Origin of the sequence: Microbispora sp. GKU 823 (assembly GCF_002027145.1) — a bacterium.
Lineage (GTDB): Bacteria > Actinomycetota > Actinomycetes > Streptosporangiales > Streptosporangiaceae > Microbispora > Microbispora siamensis.
Map to the genome: position 1 here is coordinate 78747 of NZ_MWJN01000014.1, position 14817 is coordinate 93563.

Consider the following 14817-nt stretch of genomic DNA (forward strand, 5'->3'; position numbering starts at 1 on the left):
GGTTCAATACGCGATGGGCACATCCCAGGGCGGGTCCGACGGCACGGAGGGCGTCGCGTGTGCCGCGACGGGCGCGACGACCAGAAGGGCTGAGACGGTGACGAAGGCTGCGGCGATCGCTCGTGTGAATCTCATGATTGGATCCTTCATGGCGCCGCTACCTCTGGCCTATCCCCGCCCTGCCTCGCCGGACAGCGCCCGGCCGTGGCGCAGCGTCTCGGAGTAGGAGAAGACGAAACCGCCGCCCACCTCGACCGGCCTGAGAGCGGCGAGATCCCCCTGCAGGTCGCCGGCGAAGTCGAGACTCGCCTGTCCCGACCAGATCTCGCCGAACCGTACGTCGTCGACCGCCGAGACCACGAGCTGCGACAGCGGCTCCTCCGGCGGCACCCAGGCCGGGAAATGCCGGGTGTGCACCAGCGGGACCGCGTGCAGCGCGGGCGGCTCGGCCACCCGCCCCGACAGGGTGACGCTCGCCCTGGCGATGCGGGAGCCGTACTGGGAGGCGACGCCGTGGAAGACCCCGCCCTCGGCCAGGTGCGGGCCGGTGCGGCCCACGGCCTTGGGATGGGTCAGGTGGACGGCGCCGAACTGCTTGGGCATGCCCTGGATCCAGCCGCGGGCCATCGGCACCGCGCTGTCCACCCAGGCGTAGGGGCAGCGCGCCATCGGGCGCCCCTCCGCCGTGCAGCCGAGCAGGATCAGGAACTCGCTGAACTGGCTGCGCGCCGGGTCGCCGGCCTCCTGCCCGGTTTCGGAACGCCAGTGCCAGTGCGCGAAGACGGCGGCGGCGGCGCCGGGATCGGGCCCGGGGTCCACCCCGGGCGGGAGGAACGCCGCCGCCGCATCGGGGTCGGTGCGGTACTCGACCATGATCACGTCACCGGAGAAGTGCCAGGGGGGTGGGCTGACCATGGCCGACTCTCCGGACGGCGACAGGGGGAGGCTGTATCCGCGAGGTCCGGGTCCGCCGGGTTCTGTCAGGAGCATGGGAGTCTCCGTTCTGTGGATTTCCAGGCGGCGGCCAGGCGGTGCGCCGCGGCCGTCAGCCTGGGCGGGGAGTTGAAGCTGTAGGCCAGCCTGACGCTGGGCCGCGCCGGCCGGCCGAACCGCGCGCCAGCCAGCACTCTGACGTCCGCGTTCCGCGCCGCCGTGACCAGTCCCCGCTCGTCCCGCTTCCCGTCGGTCGTGACCCACAGGAAGAACCCGCCCGCCGGCCGGTCGAACACGAACCTCTCCGGCAGGTTCGCCGACAGCGCGGCGGCGAGCGCGTCGCGCCGGTCCCGCAGGGCCGACCTGAGCCAGGTCAGGTGCCGGTCGTAGGCGCCGGTCGCCAGCAGTGTGGTCACCGCGAGCGAGGCCAGGTGGTTCGGCGACCCGCCGCTGTCGAACACGTGGTGCGCCTGGATCCTGGCCACCGTCTCGGGATCGGCCGCCAGCCAGCCGAGGCGCAGGCCGGGGGCCAGGGACTTGGAGAAGGAGCCCAGCCGGATCACGCCGCGATACCCGGACAGCGCGGCCATCGAGTCGGGCATCCCGCTCCTGGTCAGGCTGATCTCCGCGTACGCGTCGTCCTCGACGACCGGCACGCCGTACGCGGCGGCGACCGCGAGGAGCTCGCGCCGTCGCGCGGACGGCACGAGCAGCCCCGTGGGGTTGTGGAACGTGGGGTTGAGATAGACGAAGGCGGGGGTGTCCCCGGCCGCGCCGAGCGCCCGTTCCAGCGCCTCCGGCACCATGCCGGAGTCGTCCATCTCGACGGCCCTCAGGCGCAGGCCCGAATCCGCGAGGATGGCGTGGCCGAGGTCGTAGCCCACCTGTTCGACGAGCACCACGTCGTGCCGCCGGAACAGGATGGTGGCGATCAGGTGGAGCGCGTGCGACGTACCCGACGTCACCATGATGTGGTCGGGCGTGCACGGCGGGCCGAGACGGTCGGCGAGCAGTGCCCGCAGGGGCAGCGCTCCCGAGTTGGGGCCGTAGCTGAGCGCCGCCGAGCCGAACTCGGCCAGTGCCTCGGCGTAGGCCACGCGAAGCAGGTCCACCGGCAGCAGCCCGGGATCCAGGTAGCCCGGCCCGAGGTCGAACGTCCCGGGCGGGGCCACCTGTTGCACGACGTCCGGATACCACCGCCTGCGGTGCGACAGCGGTCCGGCCGCCTTCCCGGCCGCGCCCATCAGCTCTCCGAGAGCACGGTCCGCAACGCCGCCGCACCCATAGCGAGCGAGGCCGGCGGTCTGGCCAGCGCGATGCGCAGGATTCCCTCGCCGCGGGCGGGGTCGGCCCAGAAGAACTTCTGGCACGGCAGCGCGAACACGTTGTGCTCGCTCAGCGCCGACCACACGGCCAGGTTGGAACGCGACCCGATGCCGATCCGCTCCACGCTGGCGCGCGAGCCCGGGTCGAGGAAGTGGACGTCGGGCACGTCGGCCAGCGCGCTGCGCAGCAGCGCCCGGTTGCCGGCGATGAACTCGTGCAGTTCGGCCAGCCCGCCGCCGGCGGCGTCCTCGGCGAGGCGCCGCACCATCGACATGATCAACGGCGACACGCCGAGCAGGATGTCGGAGTACACCTTCTCGATCGGCAGGCCTACGTCCTCCGCCGACACCAGCCAGCCGATCTTGAGCTCCAGCGTGGGCCACAGCTTGCCGGTGTCCTCGATGACCACCCACCGGCAGCCGCTCTCGCGGAGCACTTCGTAGTGGTCATAGTGCGCCCGGGTGTCGAAGCCGCGGAAGCACGTGTCCAGGGCGAGCACCACGTCATAGCGGGCGCACTGCTCGGCCAGGGCGCGCAGCCGCTCCTGCGGCACCACCCGGCCCGTCGGGTTGTTGGGGGTGGTGACGAAGATGGCGCCGACCCGGCTCATCAGGTACGGGTCGAGGTCGCCGTGGTGCAGTTCGTCCTCCTCGATAGGCAGGAGTTCGAGCCCCACGCCGCGGAGGATGTCGGGGATGTTGTCGAAGGTGGGGTGGATCAGGCCGATCGCGTCGCTCACGGTCGCCAGGGACCTGGCGAAGATCTCCATCGCGACGGACGAGGAGTAGCAGGCCAGCACCCGGCCCTCGCCTCTCGGGTAGCTGTGCTGGCCGAACAGGCCGAAGAAGGCGCTGCGGGCGTCCGCCTCCACCTCGGCCACCGGCCGCTTGAGCGCGTCGCCCACAGGGCCGGGAGCTCCTCGACGATCCTGGCCTGGCCGGCGGTGAGCTCCTGACGGGCATGGCCGTCGGAAAGATTGAGCGGACTGTTGAGGGCCAGGAATTCGTATTGGGTGAGATTTCCCAGATCCACGGACACCGAATTCTGCAGGACGGTCATCACGCACCTCGCTCAGTTGGGGACACAAGCGATGATGAATCACCGGAGCAAAAGCGGCAAGGGCCGGGAAGTGGCGTCCTGCACGTTTTCCATATAATTCAAAAATCTCGACTCCGGCGACGGCGGAAAGGACCATACTTGCGTGGCTGCCTGCGGTTTCTCCCGTACGCGGCCGCGCCCGCGACATTTCCGGCCCGGAGGGGGAGCCCGATGACGAGCATAACCAGAAGCCAGGCTTTCACAATGACGTCGGTCAGCGGCTGGGACGTCCGCTGGAAAACTCTGGACGAGCCGAGAATGCGGTTGTTCTGCGTCCCGCACGCCGGCGGCGGAGCGAGCGCCTATCGCGCCTGGGCGCCGTTGCTGGCACCCGGCATCGAAGTTGTCGCGATTCGGCTGCCGGGGCGGGAATTACGTTTCGGGGAAACCCCGTACACCTCGGCCGACGACCTCGTGCCCGAGCTCGTCCGGGCCGTCTCGCCCCTGCTGGACCGCCCGCACGCCTGGTTCGGCCACAGCATGGGGGCGATCATCGCCTTCGAGAGCTGCCGGTGGATCCGCCGCGCGGGGCTCGGCGCGCCGGTCAGGCTTCTCGTGTCCGGCCGGTCGGCGCCCCACCTCCCGTCCCGCGGGCCCTTCGTGCGTGAGGCGCCCACGCCCGAGCTGACGCGCTGGCTGCGCGAGACCGGGGGCACTCCCCCGGAGCTGCTGGACGATCCGGAGCTGTTCGAGGCCCTGCTGCCCATGATGCGGGCCGACATGACCGTGGCGGAGACCTATCGCTACCGTCCCGGGCCGCCCCTGGACTGCCCCGTGTCGGTGTTCGGCGGCAGCGACGACGACCACGCCACCGCCGGGGAGATGCGGCACTGGAGCCGGCACACCACGGCGGAGTGCCGGGTGCGTCTCTACGAGGGCGGGCACTTCTTCATCCACGAGATGACGGAGCAGATCCTCCCCGTGATCGAGGAGGATCTGCTCGGAGTCAGCGGCGGCGCCGGGCCAGCCGGCCGGTGATCTGCACCAGGCCGACCCGGCCGGTTGCGGGATCGCGGAGGAACCTGCCGACGTAGGGCATCGACCCGGCGTCCGACCCCTCGGTGGTGAAGCGCAGGTCACGTGTGCACGACAGCCGCCAGCGCGGTCCCGCACCGACCGACAGGTACAGCCCGTCGTCCGCCGCCTCGACGGCGCAGGTCCAGGAACCGTTGGCGTAGTCGCCGGCGCATTCCGCGGGCCCCGGTACGGGCGGCCCCGGGTCGGTCAGCGTTCCCAGGGGGTAGTGGCCCACGTCGAGGCCCATCCCGTGCAGCTCCCCGACCACCGCCTCCCACAGCACGGCGCCGTTGGTCCCGTTGGCCGTCAGGGCCACCGCGGTGCCGCCGTCCGGCTCCACCCGCAGATGGGACCACGCGCCGTCGCCCGTGCCGTCGTGCCCGAACCACGACCCGGCCGATCCCGCCGTCCCAGCCGTCCCCGCCGTCTTCGCCGGCCCGCCGTACAGGGACCAGCCGAGGCCCCAGCCGTCCGCCAGCCCGAACGGGCCGGCGGCCAGGCCGCCCAGCTGGTCCCCGCGCATCTCCGCGGCGTCGTCGCGGTCCAGCAGGCGCGGCCCGGCGTGTCCGGGCAGGTGCAGTCCGGCGAACGCGAGCAGGTCGCTCGCGCTGCCCGCGAGCCCGGCGACGGGCTCCTCCAGGAGCGTGACCGACTGCTCGGCGATCGGCAGCGCGCGGCCGTCCGGCCGCACCACGTGGCCGAGGGCGGCGCCGGCCCGCCCGGCGTCGGCCGCGAACAGCGGCTCGATGCCGAGCGGGCGCAGCAGGAACGACTCCACGGCCGCCCGCCAGTCCATCCCGGTGACCACCTCGACGAGGTGCGCCGCCAGGAGGTAGCCGGCGTTCGAGTACGAGAACGCGGAACCGGGCGGGTGCACGGGCGCGGTGCCGTCGGACGCCGCCCAGCGGCGGCGGGTCAGGCCCGCCGCCGACTCGTCCACGTTCGCCGGCAGCCCGGCGGCGTGGCTGAGGAGCTGCCGCAGGGTCGCCCGCCCGGCCGGGGACCCCAGCCCGGGCAGGTAACCGGCCAGCGGCGCGTCGAGGTCGAGGTCGCCGTCGGCGACCAGCATCATCGCCAGCGTGGCGGTGAAGGGCTTGGTGAGCGAGCCCAGCGGGAACGCCGACCGGGCGGTGACCGGCCGGCCGCTCCCGCAGATCTCCTCACCGGCCTCCGCCGTGAACGTCCGGCCCCGCCACCGTACGGCGAGCTGGGCTCCGGGGACGCGGTGCCGCCGCACCAGGTGCGCGAGCCGTTCGGAGATGTCGTCCATGGGCGTCCTCACCCTTCGATCGCCGGGTCGCAGGAGCGGGCGAGCGAGCGCAACGCCCCCAGGAAGTCCCCGGCCACCCGCTCGACGGTGGCCCGGTCGTGCAGGCCCTCGGAGTAGTGCCAGTCGAAGGAGAGCCGCCCGCCCTGCGCCGCGCCGACGACCTCCAGCGGGTGGATCACCCGCTCGTCCGGGTGCTGCTCCTGGCCGATGGTGTCGTGGAAGGCGTGGTACAGGGACCTGCCGTCGGTCCTGGTGATCTCGTCGATCTGGCTGTGGTAGTTGAACAGCACCTGGGGCGTGCCGCGCCCGGTCAGCGGGAAACGGCCGAGGTGGCGCAGCGCCCCGTAGCCGAGGCCGTTGCCCGGCAGGGCGCGCAGGGACCGGCGCACGGACCTGACCACCGGCGTCCAGTCCTCTCCGCCGGAGGCCGGGACCTCCAGCAGGACCGGATAGGAGCTGGTGAACCAGCCGACCGTGCGGGACAGGTCGACGTCGTCGAAGATCTCCTCGCGGCCGTGGCCCTCCAGCTCGATGACGAGCCGGTCCTCGCCCGTCCACCGGCACAGCGCCCAGGCCAGGCCGCCGAGCAGCACGTCGTTGACGCGGGCGCGGAACACTCCCGGCGCCACGTGGAGCAGCGCGGAGGTCTCACGCTCCCCGAGGGAGACCCGCACGATCCTCCTGGACGACACGACGTTGTCGCCGTCGCGGTCCACGGGCAGCGGCGTGCTCTCCGGCACCGCGGACCAGTGCGCCACCTCCTCGCCGAACCCGCCGTCCGCGACGTGCCGGGTGAGCCGGCGCGACCACTCCTGGAACGAGGACGTCTTCGGCCCCAGGTCCACGGGCTCGCCGCTCACGGCCTGACGGTAGGCGGTGTCCAGGTCGTCGTTCAGCACCCGCCAGGACACCGCGTCGACCACCAGGTGGTGCACGGTGACGTACAGCCACGGCCGCGCGCCCGGCCCGAAGTCGAACAGCAGCGCCCGCACCAGCGGACCGGCGGCCAGGTCCATGGTCGAGTCGGCCGCCACGGCCAGCTCGTCCATGACGCGGCGCCGGTCCGGCTCCGCGACCCCCGACAGGTCGTGCCGGTGCAGCACCTGCGCCGGTTCCTCCGCCGCGTTGTGCTGCGACCAGTCCCCGCCCTCATCGCGTACGAAGCGCATGCGCAGCGCGTCGTGCTGGCGCAGGACCGCCGCCAGGGCGGTGCGCAGGGCCTCCTCGTCCACGTCCGCCGTGAGCTCGGCCAGCACGGACTGGACGGTGTGGTGCGGGGCGACCGTGTGCGTGCCGAGGAACTCCCGCTGGATCGGGGTCAGCGGAACCTCCCCGGAGACCACCGCCTGGGTGGCCGCGACCGGCGCGTTCCGGCCCGCCGCCGCGGCGAGCTCCTCGATGGTCTGGTGGCGGAACAGGTCGCTGGAGTAGACGGACAGGCCGGCCTTCCTGCTCTTGAAGACCACCTGGATGCTGAGGATCGAGTCGCCGCCCAGCTCGAAGAAGTTGTCCCGCACGCCGACCCGGGCGACGCCGAGCACCTCCGACCAGATGGCGGCCATGGTCTCCTCGGCGGGTGTGCGCGGGGCGAGGTACGGCCGCCCGGCCAGGTCCTGGCCCGGCTCGGGCAGCGCCCGCCTGTCCACCTTGCCGTGGGAGGTGAGCGGCAGCCGGTCGAGCACGACGAACGCCGCGGGCACCATGTACTCGGGGATCTTCCCGGCGGTGAACGCGCCGAGCTCCCGGGGCTCGGCCCCGGCGCCCGCCTTCGCCACGACGTACGCCACCAGGCGCTTGTGGCCGGGCTGGTCCTCCCGTACGACGACGGCGGCCTGGGCGACCGCCGGGTGGGCGGTGACCACCTTCTCGATCTCGCCGAGCTCGATCCTGAAGCCCCGCACCTTGACCTGGTCGTCGGTCCTGCCGACGAACTCCAGCGTGCCGTCCGGACGCCACCGCATCAGATCGCCGGTGCGGTACATCCGCGATCCCGGCGGGCCGTACGGGTCGGCCACGAACCGTTCCGCGGTCATCGCGGGACGGTCCCAGTAGCCGCGGGTGACGCCGTCGCCGGCGATGTACGCCTCACCCGCCACCCCCGTCGGGACCGGGTTCAGGTCGCCGTCGAGCAGGTAGATCCTGGAGTGGGCGACCGGCCTGCCGATGGGGACGGCGCCGTCGCCCGCCGCGACCTCGTCCACGGGGAAGCAGCTCGCGGTCACCGAGCACTCGGTGGGGCCGTAGGCGTTGACGATCTCCAGGCCGGGCAGCGCGCCCCTGACCCGCGCGCAGTGCGCGGGCGACAGCGCCTCGCCGCCGACGACGACCTTGCGCAGCCCGGACAGGATGCCGGGGTCGGTGTCGGCGATGGCGTGGAAGAAGCCGGCCGAGAACGACATGGCCTCGACCCGGTGCGCCCGCAGGAAGTCGTCGAGCTGGTCCACCGACCGGAAGTCGCCGGGCTGCACGGCCAGGCAGGCTCCCGTGAGCAGCGCGTTCCACAGCTCGTTCTGCGAGGCGTCGAAGGAGATCGAGTGGTGCTGGGCGATGGTCCCCGCACCACCGAAGGTGTGCCGGCCGGGGGCCATGACCAGCCGCACCAGGCCCCGGTGCGTGACCATGGCCGCCTTGGGCACGCCGGTGGAGCCGGAGGTGTAGACGAGCACCGCGAGGTTGTCCGGCACGAGGGCGGGCTCGGGCGCCGTACGGGGCCGCCGCGCGATCGCCTCCCGCCGCTCGTCCAGGAAGATCACCTGGGCCCGGGTCGGCGGCAGCCGGTCGGCCAGGCGGCTCTCGGTGAGCAGGACGGGCACCGCGGCGTCGTCGAGCATGTACGACAGCCGTTCCCGCGGGTAGAAGGGGTCGAGCGGCAGGTAGGCGCCGCCCGCCTTCAGCACGCCGAGCACCGCCGTCACCATCCCGGGCCCGCCTTCGAGGCAGATGCCGACCGGGACCTCCGGGCCCACTCCCCGCGCGGCCAGCTCGTGGGCGAGCTGGTTGGCACGGGCGTCCAGCTCCCCGTACGTCAGCCGCTCGTCCCCGCACACCACCGCCGGCGCGCCGGGGACGCGACGGGCCTGCTCGGCGAAGACGCCGGGCAGGCAGCGGGCGGGGTAGCCGGTCGCGCTGTCCTGCCAGTCCACCAGCAGCCTGCGCAGCTCGGCCTCGCCGGCCGGGGGGAAGCGCGCGCAGCGGGCGGTCCGGGTGGTCGGCCATGGCCTCCAGCAGGCCGAGCAGGTGGTCGGCGAAGCGCCGGACGGTGTCCTCGTCGAACAGGCCGGGGTCGTAGCCCAGGCGCATGCGCAGCGTGTCGGTCAGGTGGGCGACGCACGTCAGCGGATAGTTCGACGTCTCGACGCTGACCAGCTCACGGATCCGCAGGCCGTTCCTGGCCGCCGCCTCGTCGTCGTACGGGAAGTTCTCGAACACCACGGCGCTGTCGAAGAGGTTGGCGCCGTGCGGGATCTCGCTCCACTGGCGCACCTGTGCCAGCGACACGTACTCGTACTGCCGCGCGTCCACCTGCTGTTCCTGGATGCGCCGCAGCCACGACAGCACGTCGAGGTCGCCCTCCACGCGCACCCTGGCCGGCAGGGTGTTGATGAACAGGCCGATCATCTCGTCGGACCCGGGCAGGTCGGCCGGCCTGCCGGACACGGTGGTGCCGAAGCAGACGTCCCGCTCGCCGCCGTACCGGAACAGCGCCATCGCCCAGGCGCCCTGGATCAGGGTGTTCACCGTCACGCGGGCGTCCCTGGCGAACCGTTCGAGCCGCCGGGCGCGCTCCGGCGGCAGCGCCAGGTTCAGGCAGGCCGTGTCCCTTGACTGGTGCGACCGCACCGGGGGGCGGTCGTACGGCAGCGGGGTGGGCGCGGTGAACCCGGCCATCGCCCGGCTCCAGTAACCGGCCGCGGCGCTCTCGTCCTGCTCGGCCAGCCACCGCACGTAGTCGCGGTAGGGACGACGGGTCCTCGGCGTGGTGACGTGGCCGGAGGTGAGCGCGGAGTGCTCCTCGAACACCTCCGACAGCACGTCGGCGAAGCTCCACCCGTCCAGCAGGATGTGGTGCGAGGACCACAGGATGTGCACGGTGGTCTCCGACAGCCGGGCGATGTGCAGCCGCATCAACGGCGGGGTGGCGAGGTCGAGCTCCTGCCGGGCGGACTCGTCCCAGAGCCGCTGCCGCCGCTCGCGCTGCTCCGCCTCGCTCAGCCCGCGCCAGTCGTGGTGGGCCACGGGAAGCGGGACGTCGCGGTGGACGACCTGGAGCGGCCTCCCGACGTCCTCGCCGGCGACCGCGGTGCGCAGGATGGGCGTACGGTCGACCACCCGCTGCCAGGCCGCGGCGAGGGCGCCGGGGTCGGTGACGCCGTCGAGCACGAGGCCGAAGTGCGTGTAGTAGATGTCGCCGTCGTGCCTGCCGAGCGAGTGGAACAGCAGCCCGCTCTGCATCGGGGTCAGCGGGTAGACGTCCTCGACCGACCGGCCGTCGCCGGCGAGCCTGTCCACGCCCCCCCTGGTCGAGCCCGGCCAGCGGGAAGTCCGACGGGGTGCGCCCGCCCGCGCCGGGCAGTGCGCAGTGCTCGGCGATCTGCCCGAGCGCGGCCGCGAACCGCTCGGCCAGCCGGGCGATCGTCTCCTCGCGGTGCAGGTTGGCCGAGTACTCCCATTCGAACTCGAGCCGCCCCTGCCGGACCATGCCGGTGATCTCGACGAGGTTCTGCCGGGGCAGGTCCGGGCCGCGGTCCGGGACCGGGCTCGGCAGCCATCGGCGCAGCAGCCCGTCGTCGCCGGTGGTCATGTCGAAGCGGCCGTGGTAGTTGAAGCCCACCTGGCAGCCGCGGCCGGCCCCGAGGGCGCCGCCGAGGTGGCGCAGCACGCCGTAGCCGAGCCCCGACGACGGCACCGCGCGCAGCCGTTCCTTGACCGTCTTGATCACCGTGCCCCAGTCCCGCGTGGGCGGCACGGCCAACGCGACGGGGAACAGGGTGGTGAACCAGCCGACCGTACGGGACAGGTCGACGTCGTCGAACAGGTCCTCGCGGCCGTGGCCCTCCATCTCCACGGCGACCGTGTCACCGCCCGCCCACTCGGACAGGACCGACGCCAGCGCGGCGAGCAACACGTCGTTGACCTGCGTGCGGTAGACGCCGGGCACGTCGCGCAGCAGGGCCTGGGTGGTCCCGGCGTCCAGCCGCACCGACACGGTGCGGGCGGAGCCGACCGTGTTGTCTCCCGTGCCGTCGACCGGCAGCGGCGCGCTGTCCGTGACGTCGCGCTCGACGTCCGTCCAGTAGGGCAGCTCCCCGTCGAACCTGCCCGCGCCCGCCGCCTCGCCGAGCCTGACCGCCCAGTCGCGGAAGGAGCTCGACTTCGCCTCCAGCCCGGCTCCCTCGTAGGCGGTCACCAGGTCGGACAGCAGGATGCGCCAGGAGACGCCGTCCATCACGAGGTGGTGCACGGTGACGAACAGCCGCGGCGCGTGGTCCCCGCCGAGGGTGAAGAACACCGCGCGGATCAGCGGCCCGGTGTCCGGCCGCAACCCGCGCTGCGCCCGCCCGACGGCCTCACGCATGGCGCGGTCCTGGGCGGGGCCGTCGAGTCCCGACAGATCCACCGTCCGGAACACCTCGCCGCTTTCTGCCTCCGCGTGGTGCTGCCGCCAGCCGCCGGCCGTACGCTCGGCCCGCAGCCGGAGCGCGTCGTGGTGGGCGAGCACCGCCGAGAACGCCGTACGCAGGGCGCCCGCGTCGGCGTCGGCGGCCAGTTCCAGGAACATCGACTGGTTGAAGTGGCCGGGCGCGCCGGGGAACTCCTCGTAGAACCAGCGCTGGATCGGCGTCGCCGGGACGTCGCCGGCGACAGGGAGCGCCGCCGGGCGGGGCGTGTCCTCGATGACGGCGACCGCGGCGAGCTCGGCGACGGTCTGGTGCCGGAAGATCTGCTTGGCGGTCAGCCGCAGGCCGGCCCGCCGCGCGCGGGAGACCACCTGCAGGCCGAGGATAGAGTCGCCGCCGAGGGCGAAGAAGTTGTCCTCGACGCCGACCTCGTCTCCGGCGAGGCCCAGGACCTCCGCCCAGATCTCCGCCAGCACGGTCTCGGCCGGCGTACGGGGCGCCACCAGACGGCCGGCCGCCCGCTCCACCCTCGCGGGAGCGGGCAGGGCGCGGCGGTCCAGCGTGCCGCTGGGCGTCATCGGCAGCGCCTCCAGCGTCACCAGGGCGGACGGCACCGCCGGGTCCGGCACGATGTCGGCGAGGAAGGCCCGCAGCTCGCCCAGGTCGGGCGCCCGGTCCCCGGCGGGGACGAGGTAGCCGACCAGCCGCTCGCGGCCCGACTCGTCCCTGCGGACGGCGGCGGCCGCGGCGGCGATGCCGGGGTGGCGCGTCATCGCGGCCTCCACCTCGCCCAGCTCGACCCGGAAGCCGCGCACCTTCACCTGGTCGTCCGCCCGTCCGGCGAGCTCCAGGTTGCCGTCGGCGCGCCGGCGGCCGACGTCGCCCGTCCGGTACAGCCTGGCCCCGGGCTCGGCGGAGAAGGGGTCGCGGACGAAACGCTGCTCGGTCAGGTCCGGCCGGTTCCAGTACCCCTGCGCCACGCCGCCGCCGCCGATGTAGACCTCGCCGAACACCCCCACGGGCACCGGGCGCATGCGCTCGTCGAGCACGTGCACCCGGGGTGTCGAGCATGGGCCGTCCGACCGGTACGGTCGCCGCGGAGCCGATCGGCTCGGCCCGTACGTCGAAGATCGTGGAGTCGACGGTCGTCTCGGTCGCGCCGTAGGCGTTGGCGACGATCGTGTGGGCGGCGACGTGGTCGAGCAGCGCGCGGCAGTCGTCGGCGGGCCAGGGCTCGGAGCCGACGGCGAGCACGCGCAGCGAGTCGAGGGCGCCGCCGGCCGCGGCGAGCTCCTGGGAGATCGCCTTGGCCAGCGACGGCGTGGTGACCATGATCTCCGGGGCCCGCTCGCGCAGCATCGCGACCAGCGCGGGCGGGTCGCTCATCACCTCCGGGGGGCAGATGAGCAGCTCGCCGCCGAACATCGCGGACAGCAGGAAGTCGCCGAAGAACACGTCCACCGCGACGCTGGACACCGACAGGCAGCTCCCGCGCAGCCGCTTCAGGCCGTAGCGCGCGTCCCAGGCCCGCATGATGTGGTGCACGTTGCGGTGGCTGACCATCACGCCCTTGGGCTTGCCGGTCGATCCCGAGGTGTAGACGACGTACGCCAGGTCGTCGGGGGTGCCGGCGACGTCCGGGGACAGCGCGGGCAGCCCGTCGAGCACCTGGCGGTCCCGGTCGAGGTCGACGAGCGTGGCGTCGTGTCCGGCGAGACGGTCGCGCAGCCGGTGCTCGGTGATCACCACGGAGGCGTCCGCGTCGTCCAGCATCGTCGCCAGCCGCTGCGCGGGGTGCTCGGGGTCGAGCGGCAGGAAGGCGGCGCCGGCCTTGAGCACGCCCAGCATCGCGACGACCGCGTCCACGCCGCGTTCGAGGCAGATCCCCACCAGCGCGCCGGGGCCGACACCGAGACCGGTCAGGTGCCGGGCGAGCCGGTTGCCCCCGGCGGCCAGCTCGGCGAACGTCAGACGCTCGTCCCCGCAGCTCACCGCGTAGTCGTCCGGCCGGCGCGCGGCCTGCTCGTCGAACAGCTCGTGCACGCGGCGGGCGGGGACGGGCCCGGAGGACGGGCCGAGCGCCGCGGCGGTGAGGGTCGCGCAGCTCGGCCTCGGGCAGGATGTCCCGCGTCCACAGGGGCGCGTCCGGGGCGGCGGCGACGGCGCCGAGCAGCGTGACCAGGTGACCGGCGAGGCGCTCGACGGTGGCCCGGTCGTACAGGTCGGTGCTGTATTCCAGGTAGCACGTCAGCGACCGGGCGTCCTCGTAGAAGTCGAAGGTGAGGTCGAGCTTGGCCACGTTCATCGGCGGCTGGATCTCCGACACCTCCAGACCGGGCAGCCGGGGAGCGCCGTCCGCGAGGTTCTGCAGGTTGACCATGACCTGGACCAGCGGCGGCCGGCTCGGGTCCCGTTCGGGCCGCAGGGCCTCGACCAGGCGCTGGAAGGGGACCTCCTCGTTGGCGTACGCCTCCAGCAGGGTCGCGCGCACCTGCCGGACGAACGCGGTGAACGACAGGGACTCGTCCACCTGCGAGCGGAGCACCAGCGTGTTGATGAAGGAGCCGATCAGGTGGTCCAGGTCCGGGTGGCCGCGGCCCGAGGTCACGGTGCCCACCGCGATGTCGCGTTCGCCGGAGTAGCGGCCGAGCAGGAGTTTCGCGGCGGCGACCAGCACCATGAACAGCGTCGCGCCGTTGCTCCTGCCCAGCTCCCTGAGGCGGGCGACCAGCTCCGCCGGCACCTCGAACTCGTGCACCGCTCCGGCCGGGGTGCGCACCGGCGGGCGTGGCCGGTCGGCCGGCAGTTCGAGCACGGGCATGCGGTCAAGGCGGCCGCGCCAGTAGGCGAGCGGGCCGTCCAGGGTGCCGTCCGCCTCCCGCTCCCGCTGCCAGGCCGCGTAGTCGGCGTACTGCACGGGAAGCGGCGGCAGCTGCGCCGGCGTCCCGCACAGCTCGGCCGTGTACACCGCCGCCAGCTCGGCGAGGAGGTTGCCCGTCGACCAGCCGTCGACGACGATGTGGTGCGCGCCGAGCACCAGGACGTGGTCGCGCTCGCCCAGCCGCAGCAGCGTCACCCGCAGCAGCGGCCCGCCCCGCAGGTCGTACGGCGAGCCCATCTCCCTGAGCAGGAACTCCTCCACCCGGGCGGCGGAGCCCCGGCCGGACACGTCGACCACCGGGAGCGCGCGGTCCACGTGCTCGTGCACGATCTGGACGCCGCGGCCGTCCACGGCGTCGAAGGTCGTGCGCAGCGACTCGTGCCGCTCCACGACCCGGTTGACGGCGACGGTCAGCGCCTCGACGTCGAGGTCTCCGCGCAGCCGCAGGGCCCGCAGCGCGTTGTACTCCGCGCTGTCCGGCTCCAGCTCGGCCATGAACCACAGGCGCTGCTGCGCGGACGACATGGGCAGGCCGGCCGTGCGCGGCACGGGCCGGATCGGACGGTCCTCGGCGGGCGCCGCGGACTCGCCGGCGAGCTGGCGCCTGATGAGCTCGCTGAGATGGGCGGGTACGGCGGCGAGCTTGTCTTCGAAAGAGGTGGACATGTCGGCTG

The 14817-nt window shown here is 73.4% G+C and carries 7 protein-coding genes and 4 pseudogenes; 1 reads left to right on the forward strand and 10 read right to left on the reverse strand.

The features are described from left to right. Positions 1-3 precede the first annotated feature (3 nt). Genes B1L11_RS50270 through mppP form a run of 4 tightly spaced genes read right to left on the reverse strand, consistent with a single transcriptional unit; the run spans position 4 to position 3163 of the window. Positions 4-135 (reverse strand): hypothetical protein, encoded by a 132-nt coding sequence (locus tag B1L11_RS50270; RefSeq protein WP_256862403.1) that lies wholly within the window; start codon positions 133-135, stop codon positions 4-6. Positions 136-168: 33 nt separating this feature from the next. Beyond that, complete coding sequence (gene mppR / locus B1L11_RS10635; RefSeq protein ID WP_079314320.1) at positions 169-990, reverse strand: enduracididine biosynthesis enzyme MppR; 822 nt, start codon at positions 988-990, stop codon at positions 169-171. Beyond that, complete coding sequence (locus B1L11_RS10640) at positions 981-2177, reverse strand: aminotransferase class I/II-fold pyridoxal phosphate-dependent enzyme (protein WP_079314321.1); 1197 nt, start codon at positions 2175-2177, stop codon at positions 981-983. The genes mppR and B1L11_RS10640 overlap by 10 nt, the downstream gene beginning before the upstream one ends. Then, positions 2177-3163, reverse strand: a complete 987-nt coding sequence (gene mppP, locus B1L11_RS10645; RefSeq protein WP_218671011.1) for an enduracididine biosynthesis enzyme MppP — start codon at positions 3161-3163, stop codon at positions 2177-2179. Before mppP ends, B1L11_RS10640 begins: the two co-directional genes overlap by 1 nt. 398 nt (positions 3164-3561) lie before the next feature. On the opposite strand from mppP, the gene B1L11_RS10650 reads away from it, so the two are divergent. Next, positions 3562-4335: a thioesterase II family protein gene (locus B1L11_RS10650; RefSeq protein ID WP_179155075.1), complete on the forward strand. Its 774-nt coding sequence runs from the start codon at positions 3562-3564 to the stop codon at positions 4333-4335. Here the strand turns inward: B1L11_RS10650 and B1L11_RS10655 are convergent. The 6 genes and pseudogenes from B1L11_RS10655 to B1L11_RS54705 form a co-directional block, all read right to left on the reverse strand. Continuing rightward, positions 4304-5644, reverse strand: a complete 1341-nt coding sequence (locus B1L11_RS10655) for a serine hydrolase (RefSeq protein WP_079314323.1) — start codon at positions 5642-5644, stop codon at positions 4304-4306. The two genes, B1L11_RS10650 and B1L11_RS10655, sit on opposite strands and share 32 nt — an antisense overlap. A gap of 8 nt (positions 5645-5652) precedes the next feature. Continuing rightward, positions 5653-8787, reverse strand: coding sequence for a non-ribosomal peptide synthetase (locus B1L11_RS10660; RefSeq protein WP_079314324.1), 3135 nt, complete (start codon positions 8785-8787; stop codon positions 5653-5655). Positions 8788-8887: 100 nt separating this feature from the next. Next, a pseudogene (locus tag B1L11_RS54690) lies at positions 8888-10096 on the reverse strand (condensation domain-containing protein); the annotation flags it as partial. A 76-nt stretch (positions 10097-10172) separates the two neighbouring features. Continuing rightward, a pseudogene (locus tag B1L11_RS54695) lies at positions 10173-12296 on the reverse strand (condensation domain-containing protein); the annotation flags it as partial. Positions 12297-12384: 88 nt separating this feature from the next. Continuing rightward, positions 12385-13305, reverse strand: a pseudogene (locus B1L11_RS54700) (AMP-binding protein); the annotation flags it as partial. A gap of 73 nt (positions 13306-13378) precedes the next feature. Beyond that, a pseudogene (locus B1L11_RS54705) lies at positions 13379-14809 on the reverse strand (condensation domain-containing protein); the annotation flags it as partial. Positions 14810-14817: the final 8 nt, after the last annotated feature.

Coding starts and splice junctions, on each gene's coding strand:
- B1L11_RS50270 (WP_256862403.1), bottom strand. CDS start 135: ATGAGATTCACACGAGCGATCGCCGCAGCCTTCGTCACCGTCTCAGCC.
- mppR (WP_079314320.1), bottom strand. CDS start 990: ATGCTCCTGACAGAACCCGGCGGACCCGGACCTCGCGGATACAGCCTC.
- B1L11_RS10640 (WP_079314321.1), bottom strand. CDS start 2,177: ATGGGCGCGGCCGGGAAGGCGGCCGGACCGCTGTCGCACCGCAGGCGG.
- B1L11_RS10650 (WP_179155075.1), top strand. CDS start 3,562: ATGACGTCGGTCAGCGGCTGGGACGTCCGCTGGAAAACTCTGGACGAG.
- B1L11_RS10655 (WP_079314323.1), bottom strand. CDS start 5,644: ATGGACGACATCTCCGAACGGCTCGCGCACCTGGTGCGGCGGCACCGC.